Raw genomic sequence first — 15,673 nt, forward strand, 5'->3', positions numbered from 1 at the left:
CCACAGATCAATTGGCGGATACCGGCCTCGCGGTGTCCAGTCGGCATCTGAGGGATCATCATCTTGGCTATTCTCATCACCACGATCATCCTCGCCCTTATCGGCCTGTTCCTCGGCATAGGCGGCGCGTGGCTCGCGGCCCTTGGCGGCAGTTGGTATTACCTGCTTGTCGGGCTGGGTTTCCTCGTCACCGCATGGCTGCTCTATCGACGCAGGAGCAGCGCCTTGTGGCTTTACGCGGCAATCGTGCTTGGAACGCTGATCTGGGCGGTGTGGGAAATCGGCTTCGACTGGTGGTCGCTTGCACCGCGAGGCGGCGTCGTGGTGCTGGTGGCGTTGTGGCTTTTGACGCCATGGGTGCGCAAGAAACTGGTCGGGTCGGATGGCCGCGCCGTGCTGATTTTCTCGATCCTGGCGGCGCTTGGCGTCGCTATTTACTCCATGTCCATCGACGCCCGCGACGTTGCCGGCAATCTGCCGACCGAGCCCATCACCCCGACCGCCAATCTCGGCGGCGATGCGCCGGCGGGGGAATGGCCCTATTATGGCCGCACGCAGTTCGGCCAGCGCTATTCGCCGCTCGACAAGATCACCACCGCCAATGTCGCCGACCTCAAGCCTGCCTGGACCTACCGGACCGGTGATATTCGCGGTCCCGACGACGTGACCGAGACGACCTATCAGGTAACGCCGCTGAAAATCGGCGACACGCTCTACATCTGTACGCCGCATAATTTCGCCATCGCCATCGATGCCGCGACCGGCAAGGAAAAATGGCGCTTCGATCCCAAGATCGGACCGGAAAGCCAGCGCCAGCACCAGACCTGCCGGGGCGTATCCTACTATCACGATGCCAAGGTCGCGGCCGGCCAATCCTGTGCCGAGCGCGTCTATCTGCCGACGTCGGATGCACGCCTGATCGCGCTGGATGCCATGACCGGGCAAATCTGCCCGGCCTTCGGCAGGCAAGGCACAGTCGATCTCGAAGCCGGAATGCCTTATCCCAAGGCCGGCTATTATTATTCCACTTCGGCGCCGCTGATCGGCGGCGGCAAGATCATTGTCGGCGGGGCGGTCAACGACAATTATTCGACGCAGGAGCCGTCCGGCGTTATTCGCGCCTTCGATGCCGATACCGGCCAACTCGTGTGGAACTGGGATTCCGGCAATCCTGAACAGACCGCGCCGCTGGCCGCGGGTCAGACCTATACCGCCAACTCGCCCAATATGTGGTCGACGGCGAGCGCTGATGAAAAGCTGGGCCTCGTCTACGTGCCGCTCGGCAACCAGACGCCGGACCAACTCGGCATGAACCGCAGCGCGAACGTCGAAAAATACTCGTCATCCATCACAGCGCTCGACCTGAATACCGGCAAGGTGCGCTGGGTGCGCCAGACCGTGCATCACGACCTCTGGGACATGGACGTGCCGGCGCAGCCGTCGCTGATCGACATCACCACGGCCAATGGCGTGGTGCCGGCGCTGGTCGGACCGACCAAGCAGGGCGACATCTATGTGCTGAACCGCGAAACCGGCGAGCCGATCGTTCCGGTGACGGAAGTTCCAGCGCCGGGCGGTGCGATCGATGGCGACCGTACCGCGCCGACGCAGCCTAGCTCCGGCTTGAGCTTCAATCCGCCGCCGCTGACCGGGGCCGACATGTGGGGCATTTCCATGTTCGATCAGTTGGCCTGCCGGATCGAGTTCAAGCGGCTTCGCTATGAGGGGCGCTATACGCCGCCTTCGGTGTAGGGCTCGCTGATCTATCCCGGCAATTTCGGTACGTTCAACTGGGGCGGCGTCGCGGTCGATCCGGTGCGGCAGGTCATGTTCGGCATGCCGACCTATCTGGCGTTCAAGTCGCAGCTTATTCCCCGCGACCAGGTGCCGCCGCCGGATAATGGGCGCGGCAGCGAGCAGGGTCTGAACCGCAATGAGGGCGCGCCCTATGCCGTGGTCATGGGGCCGTTCCTGTCGCCGCTCGGCATTCCCTGCCAGTCGCCGCCATGGGGCTATGTGGCGGGAGTGGACCTGCGCACAGGCCAGATCGCCTACAAGCACCGCAACGGCACCGTTTACGACATGACGCCGCTGCCGCTGCCGTTCAAGGTGGGCGTACCGGGCATTGGCGGGCCGATGATCACGGCGGGCGGGGTCGCATTCCTGGGGGCTGCGGTGGACGATTATCTGCGCGCCTACGATCTGACCACCGGCAAACAACTCTGGCGGGCGCGCTTGCCGGCCGGCGGGCAATCCACGCCCATGACCTACACGGTAGCCGACGGCCGCCAGTTCGTCGTCATCGTCGCCGGCGGGCACGGCTCGATCGGCACCAAGGCCGGGGATTATGTGGTGGCGTATGTTTTGGGGAAGTAGGGAATAGCGAGTAGCGAGTAGCGAATAGTTTTTTCAACTACTCGCTACTCGCTATTCGCCCCCCTTACAACCCCAGATGGCTTTTCAGGCCCGGCACATCGGCAAGCACCTGGTTGACGGTGTTGGGGCCGGCCACGACCTTGGCTTGCTGGACCAGCGTGGTGCCTCGAGGGTAAGCCCGGATGCCTGCAATGTCGAAAGACCGTTGACGAGAGCGCCGGACTTTTCGCCGAGCACACCGCCCAGCGCCGACGTAATCGAACTGAGCAACCCGCCGCCAGAGGCAGCCCCTGCGGCCATCACGTCGTATTTCTGCGCCAGTTCCAGCGAACCCGGCAGCTTGTCGAACAGGGTTTCGGCGCTGGTGCCCTGCGCCTCGTGTTCCAGCACCGAGAGGATGGTGCCCACGACCTTTTCCGTGGTCAGCGGATCGATGTTGACCTTGTTGGCGATGGTGTTGACGATGTCCTGCACGTCCATGGCTTCGTTCCTCTCACGCCCCAAGCCAAGGTATCAGCGAATATATCCCTCTTGCAATTATCTCTTATGCCGTGCCCGCAATATCGGGACTCGCCCATCAAATGGGCCGACTGCCATTCTTTGGCCTTGTCCGTTGGAACTGATGCGGTAAACCTGTTGCGATTGGTACGCGCGACGGTGATCGCGCGCCTACCCGTTGGCAATTGCGCGGCGCAAAGGACCTGGCATGGAAGACAATTTCGAGAAATACGCGGTTGCCGTCATCATCACCTTCGGCGCGCTCATCGTCGCGGGCCTGATGGCAGCCGCAATCGGCTTTCATGACCGCGACGCGTTCCTGTTCGCGCTCGGCGCGACGACGATTGCCTGGATTGCCGGGCATGCCATGATCTTCGACATGCCGCGTGTTTATGCGGCGCTTATCGGCTTTGCGACGCTGATGGCCATCGCCTCGACGCTTGCCCTGGTTTTTTGAACCGGCTTTCAGGAAAGGGGCGCGGCGTGGCCGCGTCTCATGCGCGCCTGCCTGAGGACGGCGCGCCAGCGAATCATGGTGAAGGGGATCGGCTCGTTGCTGTTGGCGATGTGAAATATCTCGTTGTTGAGGTTTTTCAGCGAGCGCCAGAAGTCATAGTCGGTGATGGCGGGATCGGCGGCCAGCCTTGCCGCTTCAACCTTGATATCGGTGCTCATGCCTGTCCCTTATACGGTGTCGGCCCCACCGCTCGTTGCCCTGGGGACGAATCTCCGACGGTCCGCTGATTCGATCAACGCATAAGGTCTGCTCGTTCGCGTTTAACAGTTGGTAAGGTTAATGCGCGCTCAGGCGGTTTTGCGGCGGATGCCGATGGAGCGGCCGGCGCGTTCCGGCATCGGCAGGCCGGCATGGGCCGCGCGCATCGCCTCGACCTTGGCCAGCACGTCTTCGGGGAAGGGCGCGACTTTTGGGCCTTCCATGTCGACATGCAGCGACAGCGTTTCCGAGGTCGCGGCAAGCCAGCCGTCGACATGGCGGATTTCCTGGTAGGCGCGCAGCCGCTTGGCGTCGTGGTCGATGAGTTGGAAACTGACGACGACCTTGTGGTCGAGATGCAGTTCCTGCACGTAGCAGACATGCACTTCCGCCGTGTAGATCGTCAGCCGCCGCTCTTTCACATAGTCCAGCCCCATGCCCATGGCGTCGAGCGCCTGGTCGGCGCAGCGATCGAACAGCACATTGTAATAGGCCATGTTGAGATGGCCATTATAGTCGATCCAGTCTTTCTCGATGTCCATCGGGCGGGATACGAACAGGGCGGGCACGGGCATCAAAAAAGCTCCTTCTGGCAAGTTGCTGGACACGACACAGTGCGAGAGACTACCTCTCTATTGAAAAAATCAGGGTCGCACCGGCCCATTCGCGGAGGAAAGCATGGCGCTGAGCGACCTGTCGAGCGTGGAACGCAACGAGGAAGGCATTTCGGCGGTGCTCGGCATCCTCAAGCAGCGCTTCGGCGAGCGGTTCCAGACCGGTCAGGCGATCCGCGCCCAGCATGCCCACACCACCACCTATATCCCGACGCAAGCGCCCGACGGGGTGGCGTTTCCGGAAACGACGCAGGAGGTGCAGGAGATCGTGCGGGCTTGTGCCGCGCACCGTGTTCCGGTCATCGCCTTCGGCGTCGGTTCTTCGCTGGAGGGCCACACCAATGCGCCGGGCGGCGGCATCTCGCTCGACATGGCGCGGATGAACCGCGTGCTTGCCGTCCACGCGCAGGATCTCGACTGCACCGTCGAGCCCGGCGTGACGCGTGAGGACCTCAACCAATATCTGCGCGATACCGGGCTGTTCTTCCCGATCGACCCCGGCGCGAACGCTTCGCTCGGCGGCATGGCGGCGACGCGGGCGTCGGGCACCAACGCCGTGCGCTACGGCACGATGCGCGAGAACGTGTTGTCGCTGACGGCGGTGATGGCGGACGGCGAGGCGGTGACGACGGGAAAACGCGCCCGGAAAAGTGCGGCCGGCTACGATCTGACGCGGCTTCTCGTCGGTTCGGAAGGCACGCTCGGCATCATCACGGAACTGACGCTCAGGCTGCACGGCATCCCGCAGGCGATTTCCGGTGGCGTATGCCCGTTTCCGAGCCTCGATGCGGCGTGCAACGCCGTCATCGCGACCATCCAGATGGGCATTCCGGTGGCGCGGATCGAATTGGTCAATGCGCTGCAGATGCGGGCGATGAAGAATTATTCCCATCTCGATTATCCCGAAAGCCCGTGCCTGTTCGTGGAATTTCATGGCAGCGATGCGGGGGTCGCCGAACAGGCCGAACTGTTTGGCGAGATTGCGGAAGACAGTGGCGGCGGGCCGTTCCTGTGGACACGTGTGGCCGAGGAGCGCAACCTTCTGTGGAAGGCGCGGCACGATGCCTATTGGGCCTCGATGACGTTGCGGCCGGGCTCGAAGGGCCTATCGACCGATGTCTGCGTGCCGATCTCGCGACTGGCGGAATGCGTGGCCGAGACGGAAGCGGACATCGCCGAAATGGGGCTGATCGCACCGATCGTCGGCCATGCCGGCGACGGCAATTTCCATACGCTGGTGCTGATGGACGCGGACGATCCGGCCGAGATCGCGCTGGTCGAGAAATTCGTGGCGCGGCTCAATCTGCGCGCCATTGCCATGGACGGCACCTGCACCGGCGAGCACGGCATCGGCCAAGGCAAGGCCGGCTTTATGCGCGCCGAGCACGGCCATGGCGTCGATGTGATGCGCACCATCAAGCAGGCGCTCGACCCGCTGAATATCCTCAATCCAGGCAAGGTTTTGCCGGCGTAAGCTTTTGGGCGCTCAGGCCGCCGAGGCGAGGGAAGCCAGTACCCAACCGCCCCAGCCGATGAGAAACAAGCCAGCGGCCTTGCCGATCCAGTGGCCGGCGGGCGCAAGCTTCTCGACCAGCACGAACAGGGCGATGCCGGCGATCCAGGCGAAATTCATGACGCCGCCGACGAACAGCAAAAGCATCAGCATCCAGCAGCAGCCGAGGCAGAATGCGCCGTGGCGCAGCCCCATCGACAGCGCGCCGCGATTGCCGGCGCGCCACTGCGTCATGACGAAATCCAGCGGCGAGCGGCAGCGGCGCAGGCATGCCTGTTTCAGCGGGGTCCACTGATAGAGCCCGGCGCCGACCAGGATAGCGCCGCCAAGCACGGCGCTGGTCGTCTGCATCAGCGGCGACAGCAAATTGGCCCTGTCGAGCGCATATTGAAGGACGACGGCGCCTATGCTGAAGCCAAGCCAGACCACGAGATAGCCGAGCGCGAACAGAATGGTCAGGCCGATGGCGGGGCCGCTGCGCTTTTGCGCGATGGAATCGTAGAACAGCAGCATCGGGACGGCGCTCGGCAGCATCATCACCGCCATCATCGCCGACCACATGACAAGCATCAGGAAGAAGTGGCCGACGGTCCAGTCCGGTGCGGCCATCGGCATCGCCATGCCGGCCATTTCCGGCATTGGCATTTCAACCCCGGTCAGGAGATAGAGCCACGATATCAGCATCACGCCGAGCAGGAGCGCGGCGACGATTGCCCGGTCATGCCGGTGCAGGGTGGCGAGCACACCCATGGCTTCGACCGTCAGGCCGCCACGCCCTGCGGCGTCTGCACGACATGGGCCAGCGAGCTATGCGTTGCCGTCGTCTGGAATTTGATCGCGCCAAGGCTGCGAATGTTGGAGGAGGCGACCTCCGCGCCCTTGTGCTCAAAGCCTTCCGGCATCACCACCTGGATACGGTGGGGCGCGCCGGTCACCGGGTTCTTGATCGGCTCGACATCGGTTTCCAGCACACCGGGAACGACGAGACGCGCCATGCGCCCCTTCTGGTCGAACTGGAATTCGAATGGCGCGACGATTGCGTCGTGATGCGTGGTGACGATGAGGCTGAAGATGTGGAAAAGCGTTCCTTCGTCGGAATGCTCGCCCGACAGGATCGCGCCCAATGCCTCGATCTGCTCAGGGCTTGCACGCTGGTCGAGGATTGGCTGGGCCTGCCCATTGCCTTCGTGCAGAGCGCCGGGGAAATGAACGGTCACGGCAAAGCACAATCCGTCCAGCTTGGTCTCGTTATAGTGGCCTTTGGTGATATGCATCGCCACGAGGCCTTCGCAGTGGCCATTGGTCGGCCTTGCGTTGAAGTCGCAAGGGCAACCGAAAGCGCAATTACAGTTCTTGATCCACTCGCCTTCCAGTCTCCAGTTCTCGGATGCCATTTTCAGCCTCCCTGGGGGGTTCTCCGGGATAACCGCAAACAATACTCCTATTCCATCTGCCGGTGGAGTCAGCCAAACGAGGTAGCCCCAACGTGCTGGCGGCCAATTTGCCTCTTTATCGACATGGCGATGCGGGTAGAGTGCGCCAGAATCGAAATGCCGGAATTCAAATCGACAGATTGACTGGAGTTGATGCTCGCTCGCCTGTTCGTGATTGTCGGAGGTCTGTTCGTGCTGGCGCTTTGTGCGGCGCTGGTGGGGCCGTATTTTGTCGACTGGACCAGCTACCGGGCCGATTTCGAGCGTGAGGCGAGCGCGATTCTTGGCCGCAAGGTTATCGTGCGGGGCGACGCGACCGCCAGGCTGCTGCCGTTTCCCTCGGTGACGTTCTCCGATGTTTCGGTTGCCGGCGGGCCGGACGGTCAGCCGGCGATGACGGTCGATACGTTTTCCATGGATGCCGAACTCGCGCCGTTCCTGCGCGGGGAGGTGCTGATCTTCGACATGCGGCTGGTGCGGCCGAGCGCCACCATCGACATTGCCGCCGATGGCACTGTCGACTGGGCGATGCGGCCATCGTCGCCGTTCGACCTGAACCAGATCTCGATCGAGAAGCTGACGGTTACGGACGGGCAGATCGCGTTGCGCCACGAAGCGGGCGGGCGCAGCCATTTGCTTTCGCAGGTCGACGCGACCATTTCGGCCAAATCGCTGGCCGGGCCGTGGCGTATGGACGGAACGCTCAAGCTGGACGGTTTGCGCGCCAGGCTAACGGCCTCGACCGGCAGGGTTGAGGCGGCAGGGCAGATGCGGCTGCGCCTCAAGCTCGACCCAGACGCCTATCCCCTGGTGATCGAGAGCGACGGCAATGTCGGCATGAACCACGGCGCCGTTGTCTATGCCGGGCAGTTCAGGATTGCAGGGGACGACCGCAACGAGGCGCAGTTGCGGGGTTCGAACGGCCAGGCGGTGAAGGTCCGCGCCGACAAGGCCGCGCAGAAGGCGGAGCCGGGCTATCGGCTGAACGGCAAATTCTCGCTCGACCACCAGAAGCTTGGCATCGATGAATTCCGGTTTGAAACCGGTCCGCTGGACAATCCCTATTCCGCTGATGGCACCGCCTCCATCGACCTTGGCCTCAAGCCACGCTTTTCCGTCGAGGCGAGCGGCGCGCAGGTGCAGTTCGACGAGGCGGTTGGCGGTGAGGCCGGCACGGGGCTGACGCTGGCGCAGCGGATAGACGCGCTGGAGCGGACGCTGCTGGCTCTGCCGAAGCCGACCATTCCGGGCACCGTCGAGGTGAAACTGCCAGCCGTGGTTGCCGGCGACACCACCATTCGCGACGTGCATCTTTCGGCAGAACCGGCTCCGTCCGGCTGGACCGTGAAATCGCTGTCGGCAACGCTGCCCGGTCGCACGACGCTGGAAGCCAGCGGGCTACTTGGCCTTACCGACAAGTTCGGCTTTACCGGTTCGCTGCTTTTGGCGGTGGCGCAGCCGTCGGGCTTCGCCGCCTGGTTGTCCAGGGATGTCGACGAGGCGATCCGGCGGCTACCGGCAGCCGGCTTCAAGGCGAATGTCGACGTGACCGATGAGCGCCAGACGTTCAGCGATCTGGAAATCGTCCTCGGCAAAGCCAGGTTTTCCGGCCGGATCGATTCGAACCGCCCGGTTGACGCCCGGCCTTCGGTGCGGATGAAGCTGGATGGCGGCGAACTCGACGTGGACGGTCTTGCTGCCTTCGCCTCGCTGTTCGTCAGCGACAAAGGTTCCAACCGCTTTTCCGACCGCGACCTCGATTTCCAGATCAAGGCCGGGCCGGTAACGGTTGGCGGATTGACCGCCGATACGCTCGACACGGCACTTCGCCTGCGCGACGGGCTGCTGGAGGTGGACAGGCTTGCGGTGGGCGGACTGGAGGGTGCCTCGATCAGCGCCACCGGCCGCATCAAGGATTTCCCGGCACGCCCGACCGGCGACCTTGACGCTTCCGTGGTCGCCGTCGATTTGCGGCCGCTGGTCGATGCCGCGGTGCAGCGCTATCCCGGCAATGCGTGGCTCAAAGGGCTGGCCGACCGGATTGCCGCCTATCCCGAGCTTTTGCAGGATGCGCGGATCGATCTGGTGGCGAGTGCGGCGCATAACGGCAACGGCACGACCGGCGTGGCGCTGAGCGCGCAAGGAAAGGCCGGTGGGACCGGCTTTTCAGCCTCCCTGTCGGGGCAGGGCACGCTGGAAAATCTCTCCAAAGCCCCGCTGGCCTTGACGTTCAGTGCCAAGAATACCGACGCCACGGCGCTTCTGGCGCTCTACGGCCTGCCGGTGCTGCCGTTGGGCATGGTCGGCGAGGCGAGCACGGACATTTCGGCCAAGGGCTCGCTGGCCGGCGGCATGGCAACCATTTTCAGCCTGTCCGGGCTGGATTTCAAGGCCGGGTTCGACGGCACCATTGCCGACACGCAACAGGGGGCGGCAATCAAGGGCAAGGTCGACCTCGATGCTGCCGATGCGGAACCGTGGCTGATGACGACCGGCATGGGCCTGCCCGGCATGGGAACGGGCATGGCGGCGAATTTCACCGCAGATGCGGATTATGCCAGCGGGCTGCTGGTGTTGAGCGGGCTTTCCGGCGCGGTCAACGAGGCCGCGGTTTCCGGCGACGTCAATGTGGACGTGAAGGACGGGCTGCCGCATCTTGCCGGCTCCCTGGCGCTCGACGAACTCGATCTCGACCCGATGGCCGCGACGCTGTTCGGCGATGAGGCATTCGTCGGTGCGGACGGAAACTGGCCGTCGGCCCCCTTCAGCGAGAAGTCGGTGACCCCTTTCAGCGCCGATCTCGATCTCACGACCGCCACGCTATCAGTCGGGCCTTTTGCCACCGCCTATGACGCGTCGCTGGCGCTGAAGGTGGACCGGGGCGGAATTCGCGTCTCGGGCCTGAACGCCAAGCTGTATGGCGGGGCGCTGTCGGGCGCATTCGACCTCAAGAATAATGACGGGACCGGACTGCTTTCGGGCCAGTTGAAACTTGCCGATGCGGATCTTGCGTTAGCGTTGGCAGGCAACGCCTTGAGCGGCCGGGCCGACTTTTCGACGGAGTTTTCGGCCGGGGGCAAATCGGTCGACGGGATGATTGCGGCGCTGTCCGGTTCCGGCTCGGCCTCGCTGAAAGGATTGACGGTTGCGGGCGTCAATCCGGACGCGTTTGCGCCGCTGATCGCCAGGGCGGATGCGGTTGGCCGCGACATCGATGCGGCCAAGACGGCGCAGTTCGCACCGCAGATCGCAGCCGACGGAGTATTCGCGGCGCAGGATACGCAGGCCGCCTTCACCATCGCCAACGGCGTGCTTCGCGCTCCCCCCGTCAATCTCGAAAACCCGGCTGCGACGCTTTCGGTCGATCTTTCCGCAGACCTTGGCGCTGCGACGATTTCGGGCAGGGGAAGCGTGACCTACAAGCCCGGCGACGAGGCGCTGGTGGGTTCGGAGCCGGCGATGAATTTCACGCTCGAAGGCCCGCTCGGCGCGGCGCAGCGCGTGTTCGACAGCGAGCCGCTTGGGCAGTTCCTGACCCAGCGTGCGCTGGAAAAGGAACAGCGGCGGGTCGAGGCGATGCAGGCGGAGCTTCTGGAAAAGCAGCGGCTGCGGCGGGAGGTTCGCTACTATGCCTCGCTACAGGTGGCGCGCGACAAGGCGGCCGAGGAGCGCAGGTTGCTGGAGGAACTGCGGGTGAAGGCCGAAACCGAGGCGCGCGCCAAGGCCGCCGCCGACTATCAAGCGAAGATCGAGGCTGAAGCCAAGGCGAAACTGGCGGCTGAAGCCAAGGCGAAACTGGCGGCTGAAGCCAAGGCGAAGGCCGACGAGGAAGCGCGCCTTGCCGTTGAGGCAAAGGCCAAGGCTGACGAAGAGCGGCGCAAGGCGGATCAGGCCGCGAAAGCTGCGGCACAGGATCAGGCCGCGAAAGCCGCCGCGCAGGCACTGGCGGCCCGCAAGGCCGCAGAAGCGGAAGCCCAGATCGAGCGCGCGCCACTTCCGCCGGCCAACGACAATTGGTCAGCCGATCAGCCTGCGCCGAAAGCCAAGCCGGAGCCGTTTTCCATCGAAAACCTGCTGAAATCGCTGAGCGGCGGTTGATTTTGTGCTTCGAAAAGTGAATCAAAATGGCGCTCTAACATTTTGATAAAGCTTCAGAATAGCCCGAGAGCCGATGCCGCCTTCCGGTCCGGTTCTAAGGCCTATGGACCTGATTGACCGAAGCTGCCTGCTTGGCCCAGGCCAGTACATAAAGCCGGAGCGCTGACGAAAGGTTGGCCCCGTCCGGGCGTGTTTCGTCGATGGCGGCCACAAGCGCGGCCAATGTCATGCTCCGGAAAGCGGCAATCGCGACGAGATCGTCATAGAACGGTTTTTCGAGCGAATAGCTGGTGCGGTGGCCGCGAATGGTCACCGACCGCTTCAGAACGAGGCTCATTGTTCGTCCGTATCGCGCGAGAGGCGGTGGCCGTCGATGAATTTTTCGGCCTGTTCGGCGGCCTTGCGGTCGCTATCGCGCTGAGCCCTGGAGCGGCCATGCAGGGCGCGGTTCTGTTCGGCCTGGCGCTCCTTGTCCGTGCGCACCTTGTGCTTGCGCGCCATGCGGAGATTGACGATCTCAGTCATCGGCGCGGCAGCCTGCTTACTTCTTGCGGAAAGCGTCGAGCGAAACCACATCGGCGCCCTTGGCCGGGGGCGCGTCCTTTTCGGCTTTCTTGTCGGTCTTCTTCTTCGCTTCCTTGGCCTCGGCCTTCTTTTCCGAGACGATGGCGATGGCTGGCGCGCCGGCGTCGAGTTCTTCCGCTGCGGGCTGCTCGTCGGTCTTTACGTCGAACTCAAGCTCGAAATTGACCGACGGATCGTAAAAACCGCGAACGGCCGAGAAGGGGATTTCCAGCTTCTCCGGCACGTCCGAGAAGGAGAGGCCGATTTCAAAACCGGTGTCCGACACTTTCAGATCCCAATACTGGAACTGGACGACAATGGTCATCTGCTCGGGATAGCGTTCGCGCAGGCGGCTGGAAACGCGCACGCCGGGCGCGCCGGTCAGGAAGGTGATGAAAAAGTGGTGGTTGCCGGGAAGGCCGGTGCGTGCGACTTCGGCCAGAACCTTGCGCATGACACCGCGCAATGCCTCCTGGGCCAGTATGTCGTAGCGGATGTGGTCGTCGGCCATGTGGCGGTGCGGTCCCTTGAATCGTCTTGCTAGCTGTAATCAAGCTTGCGGGCGACGTAAACCGGATATAGCTCGCCCTGCCGTCTCGGGGAGGGGCTTGGAACGATTTATTGTTCGATCAGGCGTCTGCCAGGGCCGGTTGGCCGGCTACGCGATGTGTTTTGCCGAAGGCGCGCAGAAAAGTGCGCACCGCGTTGGTGGCCGCAATGAGCACCTGGCTGTCGGTCGGCGTGAGACCGAGCATCATGCTCATATGCAGGTCGGCATTGATGAGGGCAAGAAACTGGCGTGCGGCGACGTCGGGGTCGTCGATGTCGAGGTGTCCCGCATGCGCAAGGCGGGCAAAGCGGGCCGCAAGCGCCGACGCGGTCTTGCCCGGCCCTTCCTCGCGCCATGGGGCGAAAAGCTCGGGGTAGCGGTCGCTTTCCGCCTGGATCAGCTTGCGCAGGAATTTTCCCTCGCGGTTGCAGATGCAGTTGCGGTTGAGCCGCGTGGCAAAGGCAATCAGTTCTGCCTCGATATCGTCGGGCTGGTCGGGGAAGGTCGAAAGCGTGGCGAACACACCGGCATTGGAGCGTTCGGTCAGATCGCGAACCACGGCGACGAACAGCTTTTCCTTGTCGCGGTGATGGTTATAGACGGTCTGCCGCGATACGCCGGCTTCGGTCGCGATCAGGTCGATATTGGCCCCGGCATAGCCCTCGCGGCAGAACACGTTGCCGGCGGCCTCGATGATCGAGATGCGCTTGGCCTCGTGGCCGCGTGGCGGGAGCATGTCAGCAGCGTTTTGCGGTCTCATGGAAAACTATATACGCCCGATTGACAATTTGGACAAGTATGTCTAGTTTTTTGGATAGAAAAAATGGAATTTCGAGTCCCTCGCGCTGTCGAGACGGCGAGGATCGAAACGTCCTTGGGTTGACCGTGGCATGGCTGCGGAAACCAGATCTGAAAGAACCATCGTCATGACACCGAAATTCCTCCGCATCGCGGTCGTGCTCGGCCTTTTGTCGGCTATTGGCCCGTTTGCCATCGACATGTATCTGCCGGCGCTGCCTTCCATCGGTGCCGATCTGCAGGCCAGCAGCGCTGCCGTGCAGATGAGCCTGCTGATCTTCTTCCTGTCCATGGGCCTCGGCCAGATCGTGGTCGGGCCGATCTCGGACATGGTCGGGCGCAAGACACCGCTTTATGCCGGCCTGGTGCTGTTCATTGCGGGCAGCATCGGCGCCGCGCTCGCGCCCTCGATCGGATGGCTGGTCGCCTTTCGCTTTGTGCAGGGTCTGGGTGCATGCGCCGGCATGGCCGTTCCGCGCGCCGTGGTGCGCGACCTGCACACCGGCCCCGAAGCCGCAAAGCTGATGTCGCTCTTGATGCTGGTGTTTTCCATTTCGCCGATCTTGGCGCCGCTTACCGGCAGCTTCATTATCGAAGCCTTCGGCTGGCGGGGCGTATTCTGGGCAGTGACGATCGCGGCAATTATCGCGACCGTGCTGCTGGCGACGTCGCTGGCGGAGACGCGTCCGGCAGAGGCCCGTGTCGGCAGTTCGTTCAGGACTGCGCTGTCGGCCTATCGCTTCCTGCTTGGCGACCGTAATTTCCTCGGCCTGACCGCCATCGGCGGCTTCGCCATCTCCAGCTTCTTCGTCTATCTAGCAAGTTCGTCGTTCATCCTGATCGATCACTACGGCCTGACGCCGCAAATCTATAGCGTGTTCTTCTCGATCAACGCGGTGTCGTTCTTCGCCATGTCGCAACTGACGGGAATGCTGTCGGAGCGGTTCGGCCTGCGCCGTGTCGTGCGCGTCGCCGTTACCGGCTTCGCCACGACCATGGTGGTGCTGTTTGCGGTCATGGCTTCCGGAGTGGACAGCCTGGCGGTGCTGGCGGCGCTGCTGTTCGTCGGCTACGGCTTTGTCGGCCTCGTCATCCCGACTACCTCGGTGCTGGCGATGGACGATCACGGCGAGATCGCCGGCACAGCCTCGGCGCTGATGGGCACGCTGCAATTTGCCATCGGCGCGGTCGCCATGGCGGTCAGCGGCCTGTTCTTCGACGGGACGCCGGTGCCAATGGTTGCCGGCATCGCGCTGTGCGCGGTCATTTCGTTCGGGCTGGCGCAGGCTACGCTGGGGCGCGTGCGCGATGCGGCGGAAGTGCCGGCCGAATAAGCGGAGGTGGGGTCGAGGCTGTGGGGTACCGCGGCCTCGGACTGTTCAACGGGCAAGCCCGAGCGTTTCGAGTAGGAATCGGACCCGTTCCGGGATCGAGACGCGGGGCAATTCGATGAGCGTGTAGCCGAGCGCCGTATAGGTGCGGGCCATAATTTCGTATGTCCGCACGGCAATTAGCCAGCTTTGTCGTCGCTCTTCGTCGGGGCCGAATATCTCCTTCCAGGGTGGCGCGATGAAAACACGTTTGTTGTAGCGCAGCCGCCATACCTGCTCTTCCATCCACGACGGGACGTCCAGCCCTTCGAGATGTAGATAGCCGATCGTGTCCGGCAGCCCGCGATCGAAAAACACAGTGCCTGTTTCCCTCTCCGCTTGACGATAGGAACCGAGTTCCCACCCGAACATGCGTTCGGCGAACCGTTCCGGGTCGAGCCATGGCAAGGCCCGCCCGTCGCCTTGCGTTTCCTCGCAAATGACGCCGCGCCCGGCCTCTTGCGTCGTGGCGAAACCTTTGGCGCGCAAAGCTTCGATCAGTGTCGTCTTGCCGGAGCCGGGGCCGCCGGTGAGGACGAAGAAGCGGTCGGGATCGGTTGGCATTGCTGAAAATTCCTGGATTTGCCCGAACGGAAGGCGCGCGCGGCGCAGACAAGCGAAGCGTGTCCGCTGCGGCGCAAGCGTCGCATTCTGGTAGGAAAAGCAGGGGAGAAAAAAGTGGAGGTTTCTGTTGCCAGGTACCTCCGAACCCCGCCTAGAAGTGCGAACCGCTAGGGCTTAATTTGAAGCTATCGCACAGCTTACGCTGCGAGACGTGCTTCCGCATAGTTGTCATTTGCAACTACAGGTTTAGCCCGATAACGGTGGTACCATGCCGGGCAAAAGTACGATCTTTACACCTTCGTCGATCCTATTTCGCCCCCAGCAAAAACCGCTCCAAGAGAGCGAACGGCTTTTGGTGGAGGCGCCGGGTACCGCCCCCGGGTCCGAACGGCTTATTACATCGCCCATTTATCACCATAGTCGGTCAAGCCGACAGGACGAATATAGGGGGCAATCGTGGAAAATGAAAGGCCGCCCGCAGGCTTAATCCGAAGCGCAAAATGGCGTTGAGGCTTGACTCGGAGATTGCGTCAAATCAAGCTTTGCAATGGTGAGGCGAATCTTTCAGCGCACGGGTTGC

Annotated in this window: 14 protein-coding genes, 1 other RNA gene and 1 pseudogene; 5 read left to right on the forward strand and 11 right to left on the reverse strand. The window is 63.0% G+C overall.

The features are described from left to right. The first annotated feature begins 63 nt into the window (after positions 1-63). Positions 64-2,376: pseudogene (locus ACX3P1_RS10520) on the forward strand (glucose/quinate/shikimate family membrane-bound PQQ-dependent dehydrogenase). 84 nt (positions 2,377-2,460) lie between these two features. On the opposite strand, the gene ACX3P1_RS10525 reads toward ACX3P1_RS10520, so the two are convergent. Continuing rightward, positions 2,461-2,856, reverse strand: coding sequence for a hypothetical protein (locus tag ACX3P1_RS10525; protein WP_459079528.1), 396 nt, complete (start codon positions 2,854-2,856; stop codon positions 2,461-2,463). Between the two features lie 226 nt (positions 2,857-3,082). On the opposite strand from ACX3P1_RS10525, the gene ACX3P1_RS10530 reads away from it, so the two are divergent. Next, positions 3,083-3,331, forward strand: coding sequence for a hypothetical protein (locus ACX3P1_RS10530; protein WP_459079529.1), 249 nt, complete (start codon positions 3,083-3,085; stop codon positions 3,329-3,331). 8 nt (positions 3,332-3,339) lie between these two features. Here the strand turns inward: ACX3P1_RS10530 and ACX3P1_RS10535 are convergent, their stop codons facing one another. Beyond that, positions 3,340-3,549 (reverse strand): hypothetical protein, encoded by a 210-nt coding sequence (locus ACX3P1_RS10535; RefSeq protein WP_459079530.1) that lies wholly within the window; start codon positions 3,547-3,549, stop codon positions 3,340-3,342. Between the two features lie 129 nt (positions 3,550-3,678). After that, on the reverse strand, positions 3,679-4,164 hold the full coding sequence (locus ACX3P1_RS10540) for a thioesterase family protein (RefSeq protein ID WP_459079531.1): 486 nt from the start codon (positions 4,162-4,164) through the stop codon (positions 3,679-3,681). Positions 4,165-4,267: 103 nt separating this feature from the next. On the opposite strand from ACX3P1_RS10540, the gene ACX3P1_RS10545 reads away from it, so the two are divergent. Then, the gene (locus ACX3P1_RS10545) at positions 4,268-5,677 is read left to right on the forward strand and encodes an FAD-binding oxidoreductase (protein WP_459079532.1); all 1,410 of its coding nucleotides are present in this window, start codon (positions 4,268-4,270) and stop codon (positions 5,675-5,677) included. 12 nt (positions 5,678-5,689) lie between these two features. Here ACX3P1_RS10545 and ACX3P1_RS10550 read toward each other — a convergent pair whose 3' ends face one another. Next, positions 5,690-6,466, reverse strand: coding sequence for a DUF2182 domain-containing protein (locus ACX3P1_RS10550; RefSeq protein WP_459079533.1), 777 nt, complete (start codon positions 6,464-6,466; stop codon positions 5,690-5,692). Positions 6,467-6,477: 11 nt separating this feature from the next. Continuing rightward, a complete protein-coding gene (locus tag ACX3P1_RS10555; protein WP_459079534.1) occupies positions 6,478-7,110 on the reverse strand; it encodes a DUF1326 domain-containing protein in 633 nt (210 codons plus the stop codon). A gap of 192 nt (positions 7,111-7,302) precedes the next feature. On the opposite strand from ACX3P1_RS10555, the gene ACX3P1_RS10560 reads away from it, so the two are divergent. Then, on the forward strand, positions 7,303-11,247 hold the full coding sequence (locus ACX3P1_RS10560; RefSeq protein WP_459079535.1) for an AsmA family protein: 3,945 nt from the start codon (positions 7,303-7,305) through the stop codon (positions 11,245-11,247). Positions 11,248-11,341: 94 nt separating this feature from the next. Here the strand turns inward: ACX3P1_RS10560 and ACX3P1_RS10565 are convergent, their stop codons facing one another. The 4 genes from ACX3P1_RS10565 to ACX3P1_RS10580 all read right to left on the reverse strand — a co-directional run bounded on the left by ACX3P1_RS10565 (position 11,342) and on the right by ACX3P1_RS10580 (position 13,121). After that, positions 11,342-11,584: a ribbon-helix-helix domain-containing protein gene (locus ACX3P1_RS10565; protein WP_459079536.1), complete on the reverse strand. Its 243-nt coding sequence runs from the start codon at positions 11,582-11,584 to the stop codon at positions 11,342-11,344. Then, the gene (locus ACX3P1_RS10570) at positions 11,581-11,772 is read right to left on the reverse strand and encodes a DUF4169 family protein (protein ID WP_459079537.1); all 192 of its coding nucleotides are present in this window, start codon (positions 11,770-11,772) and stop codon (positions 11,581-11,583) included. Before ACX3P1_RS10570 ends, ACX3P1_RS10565 begins: the two co-directional genes overlap by 4 nt. 16 nt (positions 11,773-11,788) lie before the next feature. Next, on the reverse strand, positions 11,789-12,322 hold the full coding sequence (locus ACX3P1_RS10575; RefSeq protein WP_459079538.1) for an SspB family protein: 534 nt from the start codon (positions 12,320-12,322) through the stop codon (positions 11,789-11,791). A gap of 118 nt (positions 12,323-12,440) precedes the next feature. Continuing rightward, positions 12,441-13,121: a TetR/AcrR family transcriptional regulator C-terminal domain-containing protein gene (locus ACX3P1_RS10580; RefSeq protein ID WP_459079539.1), complete on the reverse strand. Its 681-nt coding sequence runs from the start codon at positions 13,119-13,121 to the stop codon at positions 12,441-12,443. Positions 13,122-13,287: 166 nt separating this feature from the next. On the opposite strand from ACX3P1_RS10580, the gene ACX3P1_RS10585 reads away from it, so the two are divergent. Then, positions 13,288-14,493 carry a multidrug effflux MFS transporter gene (locus tag ACX3P1_RS10585; protein ID WP_459079540.1) on the forward strand — a complete coding sequence of 402 codons (1,206 nt, stop codon included), beginning with the start codon at positions 13,288-13,290 and terminating at the stop codon, positions 14,491-14,493. Between the two features lie 45 nt (positions 14,494-14,538). On the opposite strand, the gene ACX3P1_RS10590 is transcribed toward ACX3P1_RS10585, so the two are convergent. Together ACX3P1_RS10590 and ssrA are read right to left on the reverse strand one after the other, a co-directional pair. Then, a complete protein-coding gene (locus ACX3P1_RS10590; protein ID WP_459079541.1) occupies positions 14,539-15,093 on the reverse strand; it encodes an AAA family ATPase in 555 nt (184 codons plus the stop codon). A 113-nt stretch (positions 15,094-15,206) separates the two neighbouring features. Continuing rightward, positions 15,207-15,566, reverse strand: a transfer-messenger RNA (tmRNA) gene (gene ssrA, locus ACX3P1_RS10595). Positions 15,567-15,673: the final 107 nt, after the last annotated feature.

Source organism: Mesorhizobium sp. A623, assembly GCF_054489405.1.